We start from the raw sequence: 18,172 nt of genomic DNA on the forward strand, positions 1-18,172 counted from the left end.
TTTGCCTGGTCGGCCGCGGCGTCTTTCGTTGAGTGCGACGCACTCACGATGGAACTCCGCGCGGCCGGGCTCGTCTCGCAAACCTCGTGCCTGGCTTATCCATGACCGGGCGGCGTCCGCCCCGGCGGCTCGCGGCGCCCGCCGGAAGCGAGGGCCGTTGAACGCGTGAAACGAGTCTGGATAATCGGGATCGCTAATTAAATTACGAAGGCTCCCGTGCACCGTTCTGGAGCGCCGCATTCGCCCCGATTAAACCCTGGCGCCAATTTGCCGTTAGACAGCCATGGACCTCGGCGATGCGGCCCCCCCTGTGTCGCGGAACCCGAAGCCCATGTTGCACCGTTCTCACAACGGTCACCAACTTGCGCCGGTCGTGGTCGGGCCGGCGCATCTCTTTTTTGCATCCCCGAACCCTTGCAACGCGCGGCAAAGCGGCGCCCGCTACGGCGTGGCGCAGATCCGCGACGATGACGCGCGCGCCGGGTAACGCTGATACAGGTATCGCGACTACCACCATAACCCCCTGTTTTTTATCGCTTTTTTCAGGAAAGGCCCTGTGGCGAGCGGGTTTCGCGTGGCATAATCGATTCACACCATATTGCCCCGCAGACAAACATTTCCCCGCACATCATGGCAAAGACGCTCTACGACAAATTGTGGGACACGCATGTGGTCCACACGGAAGACGATGGCACGACGATTCTCTACATCGACCGTCATCTGTTGCACGAAGTCACCAGTCCGCAGGCTTTCGAAGGCCTGAAGATGCATGAGCGCCCGGTGTGGCGCATCAGCGCGAACCTGGCCGTTTCCGACCATAACGTGCCGACCACGGACCGCAGCCACGGCATCGCCGACCCGGTCTCCAAGCTGCAGGTGGACACGCTCGATTCGAACTGCGACGCCTTCGGCATCACGCAGTTCAAGATGACCGACCAGCGCCAGGGCATCGTGCACATCGTCGGTCCGGAACAGGGCGCGACGCTGCCCGGCATGACCATCGTCTGCGGCGACTCGCACACGTCCACGCACGGCGCGTTCGGTGCGCTCGCGCACGGCATCGGCACGTCGGAAGTCGAGCACGTGCTGGCCACGCAAACGCTCCTGCAAAAGAAGAGCAAGAACATGCTCGTGAAGGTCGAGGGCCAACTGCCGCGCGGCTGCACCGCGAAGGACATCGTGCTCGCCATCATCGGCAAGATCGGCACGGCGGGCGGCACGGGCTACGCCATGGAGTTCGGCGGCTCGATGATCCGCAGCCTCACGATGGAAGGCCGCATGACCGTGTGCAACATGGCGATCGAAGGCGGCGCGCGCGCCGGCATGGTCGCCGTGGACGACACCACGATCGACTACCTCAAGGGCCGTCCGTACTCGCCGCAAGGCGCGGAGTGGGATCAGGCCGTCGAATACTGGAAGAACTTCCGCACCGACGAAGGCGCGCACTTCGACCGCGTGGTCGAACTGAGCGCGGCCGACATCGTGCCGCAGGTCACGTGGGGCACGTCGCCGGAAATGGTCACGGCAGTCGACAGCCGCGTGCCGGACCCCGAGCGCGAGAAGGACCCGGTCAAGCGCGACGCGATGGAACGCGCGCTGCAGTACATGGCGCTCGAACCGAATACGCCGATCGAGTCGATCAAGCCGGACAAGATTTTCATCGGCTCGTGCACGAACGCGCGCATCGAAGACCTGCGCTCTGCCGCTTACGTCGTGAAGAAGCTCGGCCGCCGCGTGGCGCCGAACATCCGCCTCGCGATGGTCGTGCCGGGCTCGGGTCTGGTGAAGGCGCAAGCCGAGCGCGAAGGCCTCGACAAGGTGTTCACCGAAGCCGGTTTCGAATGGCGCGAGCCGGGCTGCTCGATGTGTCTCGCGATGAACGCCGACCGGCTGGAGCCGGGCGAGCGCTGCGCGTCGACCTCGAACCGCAACTTCGAAGGCCGCCAGGGCGCGGGCGGTCGTACGCACCTCGTGAGCCCGGCCATGGCAGCCGCCGCGGCAATCGAAGGCCATTTCGTCGACATTCGCAAGCTGGGCTGAGCTGAGGCTACACGGATCATGGAAAAATTCATCGTACACACTGGCGTCGTGGCGCCGCTCGATCGCGAGAATGTCGATACCGACGCGATCATTCCCAAGCAGTTCCTCAAGTCGATCAAGCGCACCGGCTTCGGCCCGAATGCCTTCGACGAATGGCGTTACCTCGACCACGGCGAGCCGGGCCAGGACAACTCGAAGCGCCCGCTGAACCCGGACTTCGTGCTGAACCAGCCGCGTTATCAGGGCGCCTCTGTGCTGCTCACGCGCAAGAACTTCGGCTGCGGCAGCTCGCGCGAGCACGCGCCGTGGGCGCTCGACCAGTACGGCTTCCGCGCGATCATCGCGCCGAGCTTCGCCGACATCTTCTATAACAACTGCTTCAAGAACGGCCTGCTGCCGATCGTGCTTTCCGAATCGGATGTGGATCACCTGTTCAACGAGACGTACGCGTTCAACGGCTTCCAGCTCACGGTCGATCTGGACAAGCAGGTCGTGCGCACGACGGACGGCTCGAAGGAATATCCGTTCGAAGTGGCCGCGTTCCGCCGCTACTGCCTGCTGAACGGCTTCGACGATATCGGCCTCACGCTGCGTCACGCCGACAAGATCCGCCAGTACGAAGCCGAGCGCCTCGCGCGCCAGCCGTGGCTGAACAACCGCGTGCTCTGATCAACGCAGAACAAAATACAGCGAGGAAACAAGGATGAAGATTGCAGTGTTGCCGGGCGACGGCATCGGTCCCGAGATCGTCAAGGAAGCCGTCAAGGTGCTCAACGCACTCGGCGAAAAGTTCGAGATGGAAGAGGCACCGGTTGGTGGCGCGGGCTACGAGGCAAGCGGCCATCCGCTGCCCGAGGCGACGCTGGCGCTGGCGAAGTCGGCCGACGCGATCCTGTTCGGCGCCGTGGGCGACTGGAAGTACGACAAGCTCGAGCGCGCGCTGCGTCCCGAGCAGGCCATTCTCGGCCTGCGCAAGCATCTGGAACTGTTCGCGAACTTCCGCCCGGCGATCTGCTATCCGCAGCTCACGGGGGCGTCGTCGCTGAAGCCGGAAATCGTTTCGGGCCTCGACATCCTGATCGTGCGCGAACTGAACGGCGACATCTACTTCGGCCAGCCACGCGGTACGCGCGAAGCGCCGGACGGGAACTTCAAGGGCGCGCGCGAAGGCTTCGACACGATGCGCTATGCGGAGCCCGAAGTGCGCCGCATCGCTCACGTGGCGTTCCAGGCCGCGCAAAAGCGCCAGAAGAAGCTCACGTCTGTCGACAAGGCCAACGTGCTCGAAACGTCGCAGTTCTGGAAGGACATCATGATCGATGTCTCGAAGGAATATCCGGATGTCGAGCTGTCGCACATGTATGTCGACAACGCGGCCATGCAGCTCGTGAAGGCGCCGAAGGCGTTCGACGTGGTGGTGACCGGGAACATGTTCGGCGACATTCTCTCGGACGAAGCCGCGATGCTCACGGGCTCGATCGGCATGCTGCCCTCGGCCTCGCTCGACAAGAACAACAAGGGTCTGTACGAGCCGTCGCACGGTTCGGCGCCGGACATCGCGGGCAAGGGCATCGCCAACCCGCTCGCCACGATCCTTTCGGCCGCCATGATGCTGCGCTACTCGCTGGGCCGCCCGGAACAGGCGGACCGCATCGAGAACGCAGTGAAGAAGGTGCTGGAGCAAGGCTATCGCACCGCCGACATCGTCACGCCGGACTGCAAGCAGATCGGCACGGTGGCAATGGGCGATGCGGTGATCGCAGCGCTGTAAGGTCGCAAAAAGGGCATGCCGTTTCAGGCGTGCCCTTTTTTGTATCGCGCGCCAGAACGGGCGTCCAAATAGCGGAAAGTATGGTTTTTTCCGCGCAAATTAACTGTTTCGTGTATATTGCTTCGATGGCGAAGATCTCCCAGATCACGACTGTTACGAACATCCACGGCATGAAAGCCCGTGCGATTTCGCTCGCCATCACCACGAAAACGACGATTATCAAAACGATCACCATTCGTTGATCGCTCGTCGTGCCCGCTCATCTTCCCCGCGCGGCCACGCCGGGCGAGCGAAGCGGGGAAGTGTCCATCTCAAGGGTTAGTCATGAACGTAGGTCTCGTAGGTTGGCGCGGCATGGTCGGCAGCGTGCTGATGCAGCGCATGCAGGAAGAACGTGATTTCGACCTGATCGAACCGGTGTTTTTCAGCACCAGCAACGCAGGCGGCGCAGCTCCGTCGTTCGCCAAAAACGAGACGAAGCTCAAGGACGCGAACAGCGTCGACGAGCTCAAGAAGTGCGACATCATCATCACCTGCCAGGGCGGCGACTACACCAACGAGGTGTATCCGAAGCTGCGCGCGGCAGGCTGGAACGGCTACTGGATCGACGCGGCCTCGGCGCTGCGCATGAAGGACGACGCCGTCATCATCCTCGACCCGGTCAACCTCGACGTCATCAAGGACGCGCTGGTCAAGGGCCAGAAGGACTTCGTCGGCGGCAACTGCACGGTCAGCCTCATGCTGATGGCGCTGGGCGGCCTGTTCCGCGAAAACCTCGTCGACTGGATGACGGCCATGACCTACCAGGCCGCTTCGGGCGCGGGCGCGCAGAACATGCGCGAGCTGCTTTCGCAGATGGGCGCGCTCAACGCATCGGTCGCGAGCGACCTGGCGAATCCGTCGTCGGCGATCCTCAACATCGACCGCAAGGTGCTCGCCACGATGAACAGCGACGCCATGCCGACCGAACACTTCGGCGTGCCGCTCGCGGGCTCGCTGATTCCGTGGATCGACAAGGATCTCGGCAACGGCATGTCGAAGGAAGAATGGAAGGGCGGCGCGGAAACCAACAAGATTCTCGGCAAGCCGGCCATGGGCCAGCCGGGCTCGATTCCGGTCGACGGCCTGTGCGTGCGTATCGGCGCGATGCGCTGCCACTCGCAGGCGCTCACGATCAAGCTGAAGAAGGACGTGCCGCTCGACGAGATCGACGGCATCCTCGCCTCGGCCAACGACTGGGTCAAGGTGGTGCCGAACCAGCGCGAGGCGTCGATGCGCGATCTGTCGCCGGCCGTGGTCACGGGCACGCTGTCGGTGCCGGTGGGCCGTCTGCGCAAGCTGGCCATGGGCGGCGAGTATCTGTCGGCCTTCACGGTGGGCGACCAGCTCCTGTGGGGTGCGGCTGAACCGCTGCGCCGCATGTTGCGCATTCTGCTCGACAAGTGAATGAATTAAACTACGCGGCTAATGACGCGTAGACAGGGTGAAAAGCGCCGCGCCAGTCGCGGCGCTTTTTTTATTGCATGCTTTTTATTGCATGCATCGATGCAATCGCCCCGAAGCACACACCTATTTGATCGACAGCCGCAAGAGCGGTATGCCAGGGCAACTGATGATCGTTCGATTTGATTCTGTTTCCGCCGCGCCTCGCGCGAAGCGCGCCCAAGGGCGGCGCGCCATCCGCGCCACCGTGGCGGCGGCGAGTTTCCTGTTCTGCGGCCTCGCTGCTGCGCAGGGCGGCGCGAGTGCGGCGCAAGGCGCTGCAGGTGCCAGTGCTCCCAGTGCTGCATCGTCCGCTGCGGCGGCGGTGAGCATCGCGGGGCAATACACCGTTCATCCCGGCCAGTCGTTGCACGACGTGGCCGTCGACCTCACGCAGTCGCACGACAAGGCCGCGCTCGCACGCATGAGCCAGGCGCTCTTCGATGCGAACCCCAATGCGTTCATCAAGCAGGATCCCAGCCGCATGCGCGTGGGTGCGAACCTGAACGTGCCGGCGACGCCGGACGTTTCGAGTGCGGCGCAGGGCATGACGGCGGCATCGGGTGGGTCGGCTGCGGCTGCCGCCAGCGCGCCCGCCACGGCGGCGGCTGTGCCTGCCAGCACACCGGCCGCTGCTTCGAGTGGCGCTGCCGAGGCTGTGGCGGCTGCATCGTCGGCGGCTGCTGCCGCAACGGGTGGCGCGAGTTCGGCCAGTGCTGCCGCGACGACCGCGGGGGCTGCCTCGGCAGTCGCAGCGAGCGGTCCCGAAGCGGCCGCGCAAGGCGCTTCTGGCGCCGCTGCCGTGGGCGCCAGCGCCGCGGCGCCGGCGTCGGCGGCCAGCGACTCGCACGTATGGAGCGGTGCGGTCCAGCAGGCCCCGGCCAGCAGCGCATCGGCAGAAGGCGGGAAGGCGCCCGTGACGGTCTCGAGCCTGCAGCAGCTCCTCGCCTTGAAGAACCGCGTGCTGATGGCGTTGCAGCAGCACGGCATCGGCAAGCCGGCGCAGACGGCCGGCGGAGCGTCCGCGGGTGCGCCTGCTGCGCAAGGCGGGGCGCCGGTGCAGAACGGCGCGGCGAACGCCGGGCCGGCTGGCGGTCAACCGGAAGTCTCGCCGATCGCCATGGGTGCCGTTGCGGCGATCGTCGTGGTGCTGCTCGCGTTGTTCGTGCGCCTGCTCACGCGCAAGCGCAAGAAACCGGCTGAGCAGGCGCCTGAGGCTTCGCCCGAAGCGCACGAGCCCGCGCCGTCCGGATCGGCTGCTGCTGCCGTAGCCGCCGCGCCTGTGGCCGAGGAGCCGCCGGTACTGCACGAGCCGATTTCGCGCGCCGGGGATGAGCCGGGTGTGAACGAAGTCGCGCCCGTCGAGGAGTCGGAGTTTGTGCCGCCGGTTGCGCCGGCAGAACCCGCAGCGGACGAAGTCGCGATCACGCCGGTGCCCACGCCGGCCGTCACTGCCGCGCCGCTCGAACACGAGGAGGCGCTGCCGCCCACACTGACCGACAAGTTGCACCCGGCCACCCCGCAAGCGCCTTCGGTTGCGCAGGAAGCGCACGCAGCCCACGAACTGCCGCACGGCGTCGAGCCGGGCGAACCGCAGACGCTTGCCGACGCGACCGACGCCGCCAGCCTTGCCGCCGCGGCGGAACTGGGTGCGGATGCGCTGCCGCCCGACAGTCTCGGCGCGCCGCGCGCAGCCGAAGACGCCGAAGCGCTGGCGCGCACGCTGGAAGAACCGGCGCACGCCGAAAAGCCCGCTACGCCCGATATCGCGCTCGACTTCGGCGACGGCGCACCGCAGGCCGAGCAGGCGCCGCAGGCCGAACCGCCCGTCGCAACGCCGCCCATCACGGAAGCCTTCGAGCGCCCGCCGGCGCCGCTCACCGCACCTGAAATTCCGTCAGTACCCGCAGTCACCGCAGAAGACATGAGCTACGCCGAGGTCCCGATTGCGTTCCCGCAAGATGCAGTAGCAGCGCTGGGCGGCCTCGACCTGCCCCTGCCGCCGCGCATCGGGGAGCCGGTCATGCCCGCGGCGCCGCTTTCGACCGAGCCGGCCGCCACGCCCGAGGCGTCGGCGCGTCTCGCGTCGCCGTTCTTCGAGCCGCCTCCGCCGCTGGCGGGCCAGGCCATCGAGGCCGGTACGGCGGGCGCTGGTGCGCCCGCGGGCCTCGGCGCGCCGCGCTTTGGCGCGCTCACGCTCGACTTCGACCTGAACCTGCCGCCCGATTCGGCCGAGCCGCTGCCGGTCTTCACGCCCGAACAGCTCGCGCGCATCGCGCGCAACAAGCTCGACCTCGCGCACGAATACATCGCGCTGGGCGACGTATCCGGCGCCCGCTCGCTGATCAACGAAGTGATCGAGTCGAACGACCCCGCCACGCGCAGCGACGCGCAGGCGCTGCTGTCGACGCTCGCGCCGCTTTCGTGACGCTGCCGCAAGCCGTATGCGTATCGCGCTAGGAATCCAGTACGACGGCGCCGCGTTCTGCGGCTGGCAGTCGCAGCCGCACGGCAAGACGGTGCAGGACGCGCTCGAGCGTGCGCTGCGCGAATTCGCCACCGTGCCGCTGTCCACCATCGTCGCGGGCCGCACCGACACGGGCGTGCACGGACTCGGCCAGGTGGTGCATTTCGACACCGATCTCGACCGCACGCCGTTCTCGTGGGTGCGCGGCACCAACGCGTTCCTGCCCTCCACGGTGGCCGTGCAGTGGGCCAAGCCGATGCCCGAGGCGTTCCACGCGCGCTTCGCCGCGTTCGAGCGCACCTACTACTACGTGCTCTACGTGAACCCCGTGCGCTCGCCGATGCTGGCGGCCCGCGCGGGCTGGATCCACACGCCGCTCGACGTCGACGCCATGCGCGAGGCGGCGGCGCACCTCATCGGCGAGCACGATTTTTCGTCGTTTCGCTCGTCGGAGTGCCAGGCGAAGACGCCCGTGAAGCATCTGTACCAGATCGACATCCGGCCGCAGGGCGACTTCATCCACTTCCGCTTTCGCGCCAACGCGTTCCTGCACCATATGGTGCGCAACCTCATGGGTTGCCTCGTGGCCGTGGGGCGAGGGCGCTATCCGGCCGCGTGGATGGCCGAGGTGCTCGCGGGCCGCGACCGTACCGTGGCGGCGCCGACCTTCATGCCCGACGGCCTCTATCTCGCCCAGGTAGGCTATCCTGATGAGTTCGCAGTACCCGCGCCGCATACCGCCAGCGTGCCGTGGAGCACGATCTGGAGCGACGCGCCCGAAGGCCGTGCCTGAAGCGGCCCGCACCGCGAATCGCCCCAGCGATCACGTTGCGATTGAATCATCGAGACCAACACCGCATCCGGAACCATGACGTCAGCCGAGCCTCTCGCCCCCGCGCACCGCACCCGCATCAAGCTGTGCGGACTTTCGACGCCCGAGGCGGTTGCGCACGCCATCGACCTCGGCGCCGACGCCGTCGGTTTCGTGTTCTATCCGCCCAGCCCGCGTTCGGTGAGCGTGGCGCAGGCGGTCGAGCTTACGCACGACCTGCCGCCGTTCGTCTCGGTCGTCGGTCTCTTCGTGAACGCCACGCCGCAATGGATGAGCGAAGTGGCGAGCAATGTCTCGCTCACCATGCTGCAGTTCCACGGCGACGAAACGCCCGAGCAGTGCGAATCGCTGGCTTCCGTTGCCGGTTTGCCCTGGTTGCGCGCGCTGCGAGTGGCGGCCGATACTCAGCAAGCCGATTTGATAGAATCGGCTAATCGTTATTCATCAGCCAGCGGCCTGTTGTTCGACACCCATGTCGAAGGTTACGGCGGCGGCGGAAAGGTCTTCGATTGGTCACTTATTCCCGCAGGGCTCGCGCGTCGGGCCGTTTTGAGTGGTGGCTTGAACGCGCAAAACGTCAGTGATGCGATTCGCCAGGTGCGTCCGTTCGCTGTCGATGTCTCCAGTGGCATCGAAGTGCCGGGCGCAAAGGGCGTGAAGGATCACGCCCGCATGGCGGCGTTCGTACGCGCAGTGCGCGAAGCGGACGCGGGATGAATCCGGGGCGGATGCCCCTTTGGCCGGCACGGCCCGCGCAACGCGGGTCCTTCCAAGCCCGGTCGAGCGAGTGACTTATGTACAATTTGCCAGATGAACGCGGCCATTTTGGCCCTTATGGCGGCGTATTCGCTGCCGAAACCCTCATGCAGGCGATCGACGAACTGCGCGACGCCTACGCGAAATACAAAGGCGATCCCGACTTCCGCGCCGAATATGAGCGCGAGTTGAAGCATTTTGTCGGCCGGCCGTCGCCGATTTATCACGCACAGCGGTGGAGCGAGTTGCTGGGCGGCGCGCAGATCTATCTCAAGCGTGAAGACCTGAATCACACCGGCGCACACAAGGTGAACAACGTGATCGGCCAGGCGCTGCTCGCCAAGCGCATGGGCAAGCCGCGCGTGATCGCCGAAACCGGTGCGGGCCAGCACGGCGTGGCGACGGCAACGATCGCGGCGCGTTTCGGCATGGAGTGCGTGGTCTACATGGGCGCCGAGGACGTGCGCCGCCAGGCCGCCAACGTCTACCGCATGAAGCTGCTAGGCGCGACCGTGGTGCCGGTCGAGTCGGGCTCGCGCACGCTCAAGGACGCGCTCAACGAAGCCATGCGCGACTGGGTCACCAACGTCGAAAACACCTTCTACATCATCGGCACCGTGGCGGGCCCGCACCCGTATCCGATGATGGTGCGCGACTTCCAGCGCGTGATCGGCGACGAATGCCGCGTGCAGATGCCTGAAATGACGGGCCGCCAGCCCGACTCCGTGATCGCCTGCGTGGGCGGCGGATCGAACGCGATGGGGATCTTTTACCCGTATATCGACGACACTTCGGTGCAGTTGATCGGCGTCGAGCCTGCCGGCGACGGCATGGACACGGGCCGTCACGCCGCCTCGCTCGCGGCGGGCACCGTGGGTGTGCTGCACGGCAACCGCACGTACCTGCTGCAGGACGAGAACGGACAGATCATCGAGACGCATTCGGTTTCGGCGGGCCTCGACTATCCGGGCGTCGGTCCCGAGCACGCGTGGCTCAAGGACAGCGGCCGTGCGCAGTACGTCACCATCGACGACGAGGAAGCGCTCAAGGGCTTCCACGACTGCTGCCGCATCGAAGGCATCATTCCCGCGCTCGAATCGAGCCACGCGCTCGCGTACGCGGCGAAGCTCGCACCGACGTTGCCGAAGGAGAAAATCCTGCTGGTGAACCTGTCGGGCCGCGGTGACAAGGACATGCACACGGTCGCTGAGCGATCGGGCATCCAGTTCTGAGCGCCCGGAGCGATACAAGCGATGCGTGACGAGTTCGACGAGCCGCAGATGCCGGCGCCCGTGGGTGAGGTGAACGCCGAAGCGGCTGCTCTGGAGGCCGCGGAGGCGGTCGCCAACGCGGCCGCCGAGTTACCCGCACTCGCCACGGTGCCGGAAACCATCCGGCTCCTGAACCGCGATTTTCTGACCGATGCAGCCAACCTGCCCGATGCCTCGATCGACCTGATCGTCGCCGACCCGCCCTACGGGCTCGGCAAGGACTACGGCAACGACTCCGACATGCGCTCGGGCGAGGACTTCCTCGCCTGGACGTATGAATGGCTCGACCTGGCGATTCCGAAGCTCAAGCCCACGGGCTCGCTCTACGTGTTCTGCACGTGGCAGTACGCGCCTGAGATCTTCGTCTATCTCAAGTCGAAACTCACGATGATCAACGAGATCGTCTGGGATCGTCGCGTACCCAGCATGGGTGGCACGACGCGCCGCTTTACCTCGGTGCACGACAACATCGGTTTCTTCGCGGTCTCGAAGAATTACTACTTCGACCTCGATCCTGTCCGCATCCCGTACGATGCCGCCACGAAGAAGGCGCGTTCGCGGAAAATATTCGAAGGTAGCAGGTGGCTGGAGCTCGGCTACAACCCCAAGGACGTCTGGTCCGTCTCGCGGCTGCATCGCCAGCACGCGGAGCGCGTGGATCATCCCACCCAGAAGCCCCTGGAAATCGTCGAGCGCATGGTGCTCGCGAGTTGCCCGCCGGGCGGCCGCGTGCTGGACCCGTTCATGGGCAGCGGCACCACGGCAGTGGCTTGCGCACGTCAGCAGCGCGAATTCGTCGGCTATGAAATTAACGAAAGTTACTGCGCGATCGCGCGCGAACGCGTCAGCGCGGCCGCCGCAAGCGCCGTTGCGGCCGGCGCCTGATGCGCCGCCGCCGGACCCACGCGCAGTAACCCCTGAAAATTGAGGACCCTGAAATGTCCCGTATCAAGACCACGTTCGAGGCGCTCGCCGCCCAAGGCCGCAAAGGCCTGATCCCGTTCATGACGGCCGGCGACCCCGATCCCGCGCGCACCGTCGAGTTCATGCACGCGCTGGCCGCCGGCGGCGCCGATGTCATCGAGCTGGGCGTGCCGTTTTCCGACCCGATGGCCGACGGCCCCGTGATCCAGCAGTCGTCCGAACGCGCGCTCGAGAAGGGCGTGACGCTCAAGAGCGTGCTCGCCGACGTGAAGCGCTTTCGCGAAACCGACGACAAGACGCCCGTCGTGCTGATGGGCTACGCGAACCCCATCGAGCGCATGGGCGCCGATGGGTTCGCGCAGGCCGCGAAGGAAGCGGGCGTGGACGGCGTGCTCGTGGTGGACTATCCGCCCGAGGAGTCGGTCGAGTTCGCGGCGAAGATGAAAGCCGCCGACATCGATCCGATCTTCCTGCTCGCGCCGACGTCGACCGATGAGCGCATCGCCGAAGTGGGGCGCGCCGCGAGCGGCTATGTTTACTACGTCTCGCTCAAGGGCGTGACGGGCGCCGCGAATCTGGACGTTTCGAGCATCGCGGGTAAAATCCCGGCGATCAAGAAGCATGTCTCGCTGCCCGTGGGTGTGGGCTTCGGCATTCGCGACGCGCAAACGGCCGCTGCCGTCGCGCAGGTTTCGGACGCCGTCGTGATCGGCAGCCGCATCGTTCAGCTGCTCGAACAGGCCGCGCCGGAGACGGCCGCCGACACGCTCACGCAGTTCATCACGGGCATTCGCGCGGCGCTGGACGAAGTCTCCGTCGCGTAGCGCTGCAGGCTGGCGTAGTTGGCTAGAGTCGAGACTGCTGTAAAATCCACTTTTCGCCATGCGCGGTCGGGGTCGGAACCCGGTCGGTTTTACCGATCGGACGATGAAGCGATCCGCCGCGCCCGCGCATCACGAAGGTCAAGGAAGGAACATCAATGAGCTGGCTCGATAAACTGCTGCCGCCCAAGATCAAGCAAACCGATCCGAAAAGCCGCAAGAGCATTCCGGAAGGGTTGTGGATCAAGTGCCCGTCGTGCGAAGCGGTTCTGTACCGCAACGACGTCGAGGCGAATCTCCACGTCTGCCCGAAGTGCGATCACCACATGCGCATCAATGCGCGCGAGCGTCTTGACGGCCTGCTCGATCCGGAAGGCCGCTACGAGATCGGCCAGGAGATCGTGCCGGTCGACGCGCTCAAGTTCAAGGACAGCCGCAAGTACCCGGACCGCCTGAAAGAGGCGATGGACGAAACCGGCGAAACCGACGCGATGGTGGTGATGGGCGGTGCGATCCGCACGCTGCCCGTGGTGGTGGCCTGCTTCGAGTTCTCGTTCATGGGCGGCTCGATGGGCTCGGTGGTGGGCGAGCGCTTCGCGCGCGGCGCGCAGAACGCGCTCGAGCAGCAAGTGCCGTTCATCTGCTTCACGGCTTCGGGCGGCGCGCGCATGCAGGAAAGCCTGCTGTCGCTCATGCAGATGGCCAAGACCACGGCCATGCTGACCAAGCTGGCCGAGGCCAAACTGCCGTTCATCTCCGTGCTGACCGACCCGACGATGGGTGGCGTTTCGGCGAGCTTCGCGTTCCTTGGCGACGTGGTGATCGCCGAGCCGAAGGCGCTGATCGGCTTTGCCGGCCCGCGCGTGATCGAGCAGACCGTGCGCGAAAAGCTGCCGGAAGGCTTCCAGCGCGCCGAGTTCCTGCTGCAAAAGGGCGCGATCGACATGATCGTGGACCGCCGCAAGTTGCGCGACGAAATCGCGCAAATGCTGGCGCTGCTGCAGCGTCAGCCCGCCGACGCGGTGGCTTGATCCTTGTTTTGAGCGATCCGCGGCGCTGCGTGCGCTGCAAGCCGCAACGCTTTACCCGACGCGCCGCGAGCGAAAGCAAGCGGCGCGTTGTCATTTCCGCGATAATGCCGTTCTTTCGAAGCGGATCATTCGTGTGAACCCGCCGCCGTTGGCGGCGTCTCACGCGCAGCACCTGGCAATTTCTATCCTGATGAGTACCTTTCCCACCCTCGATGCGTGGCTCACGCACCTCGAAACTGCGCATCCGGTCGGCATCGACATGGGGCTGGACCGCATCCGTCAGGTGAAGGACGCGCTGGACCTCAAGTTTGACTGCCCGATCATCACGGTGGGCGGCACGAACGGGAAGGGCTCGACCTGCGCGATTCTCGAAACGATCCTGCTCAAGGCGGGCTATCACGTGGGCTGCCACACCTCGCCGCATCTGCTCGAGTTCAACGAGCGCGCGCGCGTGGATGGCCAGCAGGCCAGCGACGCCGAGCTGCTGCCGCACTTCGAGGCCGTGGAAGCCGCGCGCAATTCGCTCGCCACGCCCGTGACGCTCACGTACTTCGAGTTCACGACGCTCGCGATCATGCATCTGTTCGCCTCGCGCGGGCTCGACGCCGTGATCTTCGAGGTGGGTCTGGGCGGGCGTCTGGACGCCGTCAACGTGCTCGACACCGATTGCGCGATCATCACGAGCATCGACCTCGATCACACGGAATACCTCGGCGACACGCGCGAGAAGATCGCGTTCGAGAAGGCCGGCATCTTCCGTGCGGGCAAGCCCGCGATCTGCGCCGACCCGATGGCGCCGCAGTCGCTCATCGACCATGCTGAGGCGATCGGCGCCGAACTGTGGCTCTTCGGCCGCGATTTCCGCTACGAAGGGCAGCCCGGCAACGAACGCCAGCAGTGGAGCTATGTGGGCCCGACGATGCGGCGCTCGGCGCTCGCCTATCCGGCGCTGCGCGGCGCGAACCAGCTGATCAACACCTCGGCGGCGCTCGCGGGCCTCGAGTCGCTGCGCGACCGCCTGCCGGTATCCGCGCAGGACATCCGCCTCGGCCTCGCCAACGTCGAACTGCCGGGGCGCTTCCAGGTGCTGCCGGGCAAGCCTTCGATCATCCTCGACGTCGGCCACAACCCGCACGCGGCGGCCGTGCTCGCGCAAAACCTCGGCAGCATGGGCTATTTCCCGTACACCTACGCGGTGTTCGGCGCGATGCGCGACAAGGACATCGCGGGCGTGATCGAGCACCTGAAGGGCGAGATCGACCACTGGTGCGTGACCGATCTGCCGCTGCCGCGCGCGGCCACGGCCGGGCAGCTCGAAGAAGCGCTGCGCGAAGCGGGCGTAACGGACGGCGCCGATAGCAGCGTCACGCGCTACGAAAATCCCGCTGCCGCCTTCCAAGATGCGCTAAAACGTGCAACCGAAAATGATAGAATTCTTGTTTTCGGAAGTTTCCTGACGGTTGCCGGGGTCATGGCCTGGCGAAAGTCGCAGCAACACTGACCGCCCGGCACCCGCACGCCGCCCACGTAAGACAGGCCAGGTAGGCCAACAGCAAGCCATACATGGGAATTTTCTCGTTCGGCAAGAAAGATGAAGCTGACGCGCCCCGCCGGCGCGGCACCGAGTCCGGCTCCAGCCGGCGCAGCAATCAGAGCGCGCGCGTGGAGCGGCGCAGCCGCCGGCCGGACCGGTCGGGCGACGCCGAGGCGATGCTGCTCGACCCCACACTCCCTGAAAAGCAACGCGCGCGCCGCCGTCTCGTCGGCGCGATCGCGCTGGTGCTCGCGGCCATCGTGATCCTGCCGATGGTGCTCGATTCGCACCCGAAGCCCGTCACCGACGATATCGCCATCGACATTCCGAGCCGCCCGGCCGACAAGGCCGCCGCGCGCCAGCGCGACGCCGAAGACACGCAAGCCGGCGTCGCCCCCGACAATCCCGCGGCCGCCGAAGCGACGCCTGGCGCGTCGGGTCTCGCGGCCGCTTCGGGCGCCGCGGCCGCGCAGAGCGCCCAAAGCACGGACAACGCGCCGGCAACGGCCACCAAAAAGCCCGCCCAGGCGGCAGCCGCTCCCGCCCAATCGACGCAAACCGCCCAGACGCCAAAGCCCGCTGCCAAACCGGCCGCGCCGGCCAGCACGGCCGTTGCCGCGAACAGCAAGCCGACGACGGCCGCAAACGACACGGCTGACAGCAGCGACAGCAACGGCGCGAAAACCGAATCCGGCAAGCCGGCAGCGCCTCCGGGCGCGCGTTTCGCGGTGCAGCTCGGCGCGTTCTCGAACGGCACGACGGCGAACAATTGGGTAACGAAGTTGAAAGCGGCGGGTGTACCCGCATATACCGAACAGCGTAAGGAAGCAGACGGCACGACGCGCACACTGCTGCGCGCGGGCCCGTTCCCGGACCGCGCCTCGGCCACGGCGGCGATCGCCAAGGTGCGCGGCGCCGGCCTGATGGCGGGCTCGAACGCCAACGCGGAATAAGCCGTCGATGTTCACCGCATTCGACTACGCTGTAATGGCGGTGATGGGCCTGTCGGCGCTGCGCGGCGCATGGCGGGGCTTGATCGGCGAGATTTTTGGATTGATCGGCTGGATCGCGGCGTTGCTCGTGGCCTGCCGCTACGTGGACCACGTGGTGCCCTGGATTCCGGCGAACTGGCCGGGCGGGGCGCTCACCCAGTGGCTGATCGCCTTCGCGCTGATCGTCATTGCCGTGGTGCTCGTGGCCGGCGTGGGCAACGCACTGATCGGCCGTCTGGTGCAGGTGAGCGGATTGTCCGGCGTGGACCGTTCGCTCGGGATGATGTTCGGCCTCGTGCGAGGCGTCGTGCTGGTGCTGATCCTCGTCGTCCTCGGCGGGCTGACTGAGCTGCCCCAGCAGGACTTCTGGCGCCACGCGCTGCTGCGGCCCTATGCCGTGCAGGGCGTGCTCGAACTGAAACCGCTGTTGCCCGAGGCGCTCGCGGCCTACGTTCACGTCTGATCAGAAACTGATCGGACGCGATGCGAGGCGCAGCTTTCCGGCAACACTGCCCATTTGCGGCGCTCGACCGGTGTGGATGAAGCTGGGCGACCCGCGACCGATTTCGCTTTTTTGAAGGACCTGCCATGTGCGGCATCGTAGGCGTAGTTTCCCGCTCTCCCGTCAACCAGCTCCTCTATGACGCGCTGCTGCTGCTGCAGCACCGCGGTCAGGACGCGGCCGGCATTGCCACCGCGAACGGCAGCACGTTCCACATGCACAAGGCCAACGGCATGGTGCGCGACGTGTTCCGCACGCGCAACATGCGCAGCCTCCCCGGCACCAGCGGCATCGGCCAGGTGCGCTACCCGACGGCCGGCTCGGCGTCGAGCGAAGAAGAAGCCCAGCCGTTCTACGTGAACGCGCCGTTCGGCATCGTCCTCGCCCACAACGGCAATCTCACGAACTGGCAACAGCTCAAGGAAGAGATGTTCCGCGTGGATCGCCGCCACATCAACACGCATTCCGACACCGAAGTGCTGCTCAACGTGCTCGCGCACGAAGTGCAGCTCGCGACCTCGGGCCTCGAGCTCGACCCGGCCGCGCTCTTCAAGGCGGTTGCGGGCGTGCACCGCCGCCTGCGCGGCTCGTACGCGATCGTCTCGCTGATCTCCGGCTACGGCCTGCTCGCGTTCCGCGACCCGTTCGGCATTCGCCCGCTGTGCATCGGCAAGATGGAAACGCCGGAAGGCACCGAGTGGATGCTCGCATCGGAATCGGTGGCGCTCGAAGGCATCGGCTTCGAGTTCGTGCGCGACGTTCGCCCAGGCGAAGCGGTGTTCATCGACTTCGACGGCAACTTCCACTCGCAGCAATGCGCCACGGCGCCGACGCTGAACCCCTGCATCTTCGAACTCGTGTATCTCGCGCGTCCGGACTCGGTGCTCGACGGCGTGCCCGTGTACAACGCGCGTCTGCGCATGGGCGACTATCTCGCCGAGAAGATCAAGCGCGAGCTGCCCGACGTGAAGATCGACGTGGTCATGCCGATTCCCGATTCGTCGCGCCCCGCGGCCATGCAGGTCGCGAACAAGCTCGGCGTGGAGTATCGCGAAGGCTTCTTCAAGAACCGCTACGTGGGCCGCACCTTCATCATGCCGGGCCAGGCCATGCGCAAGAAGTCGGTGCGCCAGAAGCTCAACGCGATGGGCATCGAGTTCAAGGGCAAGAACGTGCTGATCATCGACGACTCGATCGTGCGCGGCACCACCTCGCAGGAAATCGTGCAGATGGCGCGTGACGCCGGCGCGACCAAGGTGATCTTCGCTTCCGCGGCCCCGCCCGTGAAGTACCCGAACGTCTACGGCATCGACATGCCCACGCGCGGCGAGCTCGTCGCGCACGGCCGCACCGATGACGAAGTGGCGCGCATCATCGGCGCCGATTACCTCGTGTATCAGGACGTGGAATCGCTCAAGCAGGCAGTGCGCGACATCAATCCGGAGTTGAAGGAGTTCGAGGCTTCGTGCTTCGACGGCGACTACATCACCGGCGACATCACGAGCACGTACCTCGACAACATCGAGACGGCGCGCCTCGCGCCCCAGGCGCAGTCGGACCGCGACGCCGCCAGCGACGCGATGGACGGCGGCTCCCGCTCGCAGTTGCACCTGCAGCTCTCGGTGGAGTGATCCCTTCGGCAAACGCGAGCGTGAGGCTCGCGTTTCCGCCGAATCCGAAAGCCCGCTTTCTGCCCACGCAAAAGCGGGCTTTTTTGCGCCTGCACGTGCAGGATTGAAGCCTGATTGT

The 18,172-nt window shown here is 66.0% G+C and carries 15 protein-coding genes; all 15 read left to right on the forward strand.

Features of this window, described 5'->3' with window-relative positions; genetic code table 11:
- Positions 1 to 630: 630 nt before the first annotated feature.
- The 15 genes from leuC to purF all read left to right on the forward strand — a co-directional run bounded on the left by leuC (position 631) and on the right by purF (position 18,054).
- Entirely contained in the window at positions 631 to 2,040 is a 1,410-nt protein-coding gene (gene leuC / locus AB4Y35_RS02565; RefSeq protein ID WP_368703208.1) for a 3-isopropylmalate dehydratase large subunit, read from the forward strand.
- 18 nt (positions 2,041 to 2,058) lie between these two features.
- Positions 2,059 to 2,709, forward strand: a complete 651-nt coding sequence (gene leuD / locus AB4Y35_RS02570; RefSeq protein WP_158760568.1) for a 3-isopropylmalate dehydratase small subunit — start codon at positions 2,059 to 2,061, stop codon at positions 2,707 to 2,709.
- Positions 2,710 to 2,743: 34 nt separating this feature from the next.
- Complete coding sequence (leuB, locus tag AB4Y35_RS02575) at positions 2,744 to 3,811, forward strand: 3-isopropylmalate dehydrogenase (RefSeq protein ID WP_368703209.1); 1,068 nt, start codon at positions 2,744 to 2,746, stop codon at positions 3,809 to 3,811.
- A gap of 324 nt (positions 3,812 to 4,135) precedes the next feature.
- Entirely contained in the window at positions 4,136 to 5,257 is a 1,122-nt protein-coding gene (asd, locus tag AB4Y35_RS02580; protein WP_368703210.1) for an aspartate-semialdehyde dehydrogenase, read from the forward strand.
- A gap of 166 nt (positions 5,258 to 5,423) precedes the next feature.
- A complete protein-coding gene (locus AB4Y35_RS02585) occupies positions 5,424 to 7,721 on the forward strand; it encodes a FimV/HubP family polar landmark protein (RefSeq protein ID WP_368703211.1) in 2,298 nt (765 codons plus the stop codon).
- A gap of 16 nt (positions 7,722 to 7,737) precedes the next feature.
- Positions 7,738 to 8,553, forward strand: a complete 816-nt coding sequence (truA, locus tag AB4Y35_RS02590) for a tRNA pseudouridine(38-40) synthase TruA (RefSeq protein ID WP_368703212.1) — start codon at positions 7,738 to 7,740, stop codon at positions 8,551 to 8,553.
- A gap of 75 nt (positions 8,554 to 8,628) precedes the next feature.
- Complete coding sequence (locus AB4Y35_RS02595; protein WP_368703213.1) at positions 8,629 to 9,309, forward strand: phosphoribosylanthranilate isomerase; 681 nt, start codon at positions 8,629 to 8,631, stop codon at positions 9,307 to 9,309.
- Positions 9,310 to 9,386: 77 nt separating this feature from the next.
- Positions 9,387 to 10,580: a tryptophan synthase subunit beta gene (trpB, locus tag AB4Y35_RS02600; protein WP_368703214.1), complete on the forward strand. Its 1,194-nt coding sequence runs from the start codon at positions 9,387 to 9,389 to the stop codon at positions 10,578 to 10,580.
- Between the two features lie 21 nt (positions 10,581 to 10,601).
- Positions 10,602 to 11,504, forward strand: coding sequence for a site-specific DNA-methyltransferase (locus tag AB4Y35_RS02605; RefSeq protein WP_368703215.1), 903 nt, complete (start codon positions 10,602 to 10,604; stop codon positions 11,502 to 11,504).
- 53 nt (positions 11,505 to 11,557) lie between these two features.
- On the forward strand, positions 11,558 to 12,367 hold the full coding sequence (gene trpA, locus AB4Y35_RS02610) for a tryptophan synthase subunit alpha (RefSeq protein WP_368703216.1): 810 nt from the start codon (positions 11,558 to 11,560) through the stop codon (positions 12,365 to 12,367).
- Positions 12,368 to 12,522: 155 nt separating this feature from the next.
- A complete protein-coding gene (gene accD / locus AB4Y35_RS02615) occupies positions 12,523 to 13,395 on the forward strand; it encodes an acetyl-CoA carboxylase, carboxyltransferase subunit beta (RefSeq protein WP_342918547.1) in 873 nt (290 codons plus the stop codon).
- A gap of 190 nt (positions 13,396 to 13,585) precedes the next feature.
- Positions 13,586 to 14,896 (forward strand): bifunctional tetrahydrofolate synthase/dihydrofolate synthase, encoded by a 1,311-nt coding sequence (gene folC / locus AB4Y35_RS02620; protein ID WP_368703217.1) that lies wholly within the window; start codon positions 13,586 to 13,588, stop codon positions 14,894 to 14,896.
- A 62-nt stretch (positions 14,897 to 14,958) separates the two neighbouring features.
- Positions 14,959 to 15,882: an SPOR domain-containing protein gene (locus AB4Y35_RS02625; RefSeq protein ID WP_368703218.1), complete on the forward strand. Its 924-nt coding sequence runs from the start codon at positions 14,959 to 14,961 to the stop codon at positions 15,880 to 15,882.
- Positions 15,883 to 15,889: 7 nt separating this feature from the next.
- The gene (locus AB4Y35_RS02630; protein ID WP_069261374.1) at positions 15,890 to 16,384 is read left to right on the forward strand and encodes a CvpA family protein; all 495 of its coding nucleotides are present in this window, start codon (positions 15,890 to 15,892) and stop codon (positions 16,382 to 16,384) included.
- A 125-nt stretch (positions 16,385 to 16,509) separates the two neighbouring features.
- A complete protein-coding gene (gene purF / locus AB4Y35_RS02635) occupies positions 16,510 to 18,054 on the forward strand; it encodes an amidophosphoribosyltransferase (protein WP_368703219.1) in 1,545 nt (514 codons plus the stop codon).
- Positions 18,055 to 18,172: the final 118 nt, after the last annotated feature.

It is taken from the genome of Paraburkholderia sp. EG286A, from assembly GCF_040965375.1.
Lineage (GTDB): Bacteria > Pseudomonadota > Gammaproteobacteria > Burkholderiales > Burkholderiaceae > Paraburkholderia.

What these genes read in the sequence shown, in the direction of transcription:
- leuC (WP_368703208.1), top strand. Translation starts at nt 631, where the DNA reads ATGGCAAAGACGCTCTACGACAAATTGTGGGACACGCATGTGGTCCAC.
- leuD (WP_158760568.1), top strand. Translation starts at nt 2,059, where the DNA reads ATGGAAAAATTCATCGTACACACTGGCGTCGTGGCGCCGCTCGATCGC.
- leuB (WP_368703209.1), top strand. Translation starts at nt 2,744, where the DNA reads ATGAAGATTGCAGTGTTGCCGGGCGACGGCATCGGTCCCGAGATCGTC.
- asd (WP_368703210.1), top strand. Translation starts at nt 4,136, where the DNA reads ATGAACGTAGGTCTCGTAGGTTGGCGCGGCATGGTCGGCAGCGTGCTG.
- AB4Y35_RS02585 (WP_368703211.1), top strand. Translation starts at nt 5,424, where the DNA reads ATGATCGTTCGATTTGATTCTGTTTCCGCCGCGCCTCGCGCGAAGCGC.
- truA (WP_368703212.1), top strand. Translation starts at nt 7,738, where the DNA reads ATGCGTATCGCGCTAGGAATCCAGTACGACGGCGCCGCGTTCTGCGGC.
- AB4Y35_RS02595 (WP_368703213.1), top strand. Translation starts at nt 8,629, where the DNA reads ATGACGTCAGCCGAGCCTCTCGCCCCCGCGCACCGCACCCGCATCAAG.
- trpB (WP_368703214.1), top strand. Translation starts at nt 9,387, where the DNA reads ATGTACAATTTGCCAGATGAACGCGGCCATTTTGGCCCTTATGGCGGC.
- AB4Y35_RS02605 (WP_368703215.1), top strand. Translation starts at nt 10,602, where the DNA reads ATGCGTGACGAGTTCGACGAGCCGCAGATGCCGGCGCCCGTGGGTGAG.
- trpA (WP_368703216.1), top strand. Translation starts at nt 11,558, where the DNA reads ATGTCCCGTATCAAGACCACGTTCGAGGCGCTCGCCGCCCAAGGCCGC.
- accD (WP_342918547.1), top strand. Translation starts at nt 12,523, where the DNA reads ATGAGCTGGCTCGATAAACTGCTGCCGCCCAAGATCAAGCAAACCGAT.
- folC (WP_368703217.1), top strand. Translation starts at nt 13,586, where the DNA reads ATGAGTACCTTTCCCACCCTCGATGCGTGGCTCACGCACCTCGAAACT.
- AB4Y35_RS02625 (WP_368703218.1), top strand. Translation starts at nt 14,959, where the DNA reads ATGGGAATTTTCTCGTTCGGCAAGAAAGATGAAGCTGACGCGCCCCGC.
- AB4Y35_RS02630 (WP_069261374.1), top strand. Translation starts at nt 15,890, where the DNA reads ATGTTCACCGCATTCGACTACGCTGTAATGGCGGTGATGGGCCTGTCG.
- purF (WP_368703219.1), top strand. Translation starts at nt 16,510, where the DNA reads ATGTGCGGCATCGTAGGCGTAGTTTCCCGCTCTCCCGTCAACCAGCTC.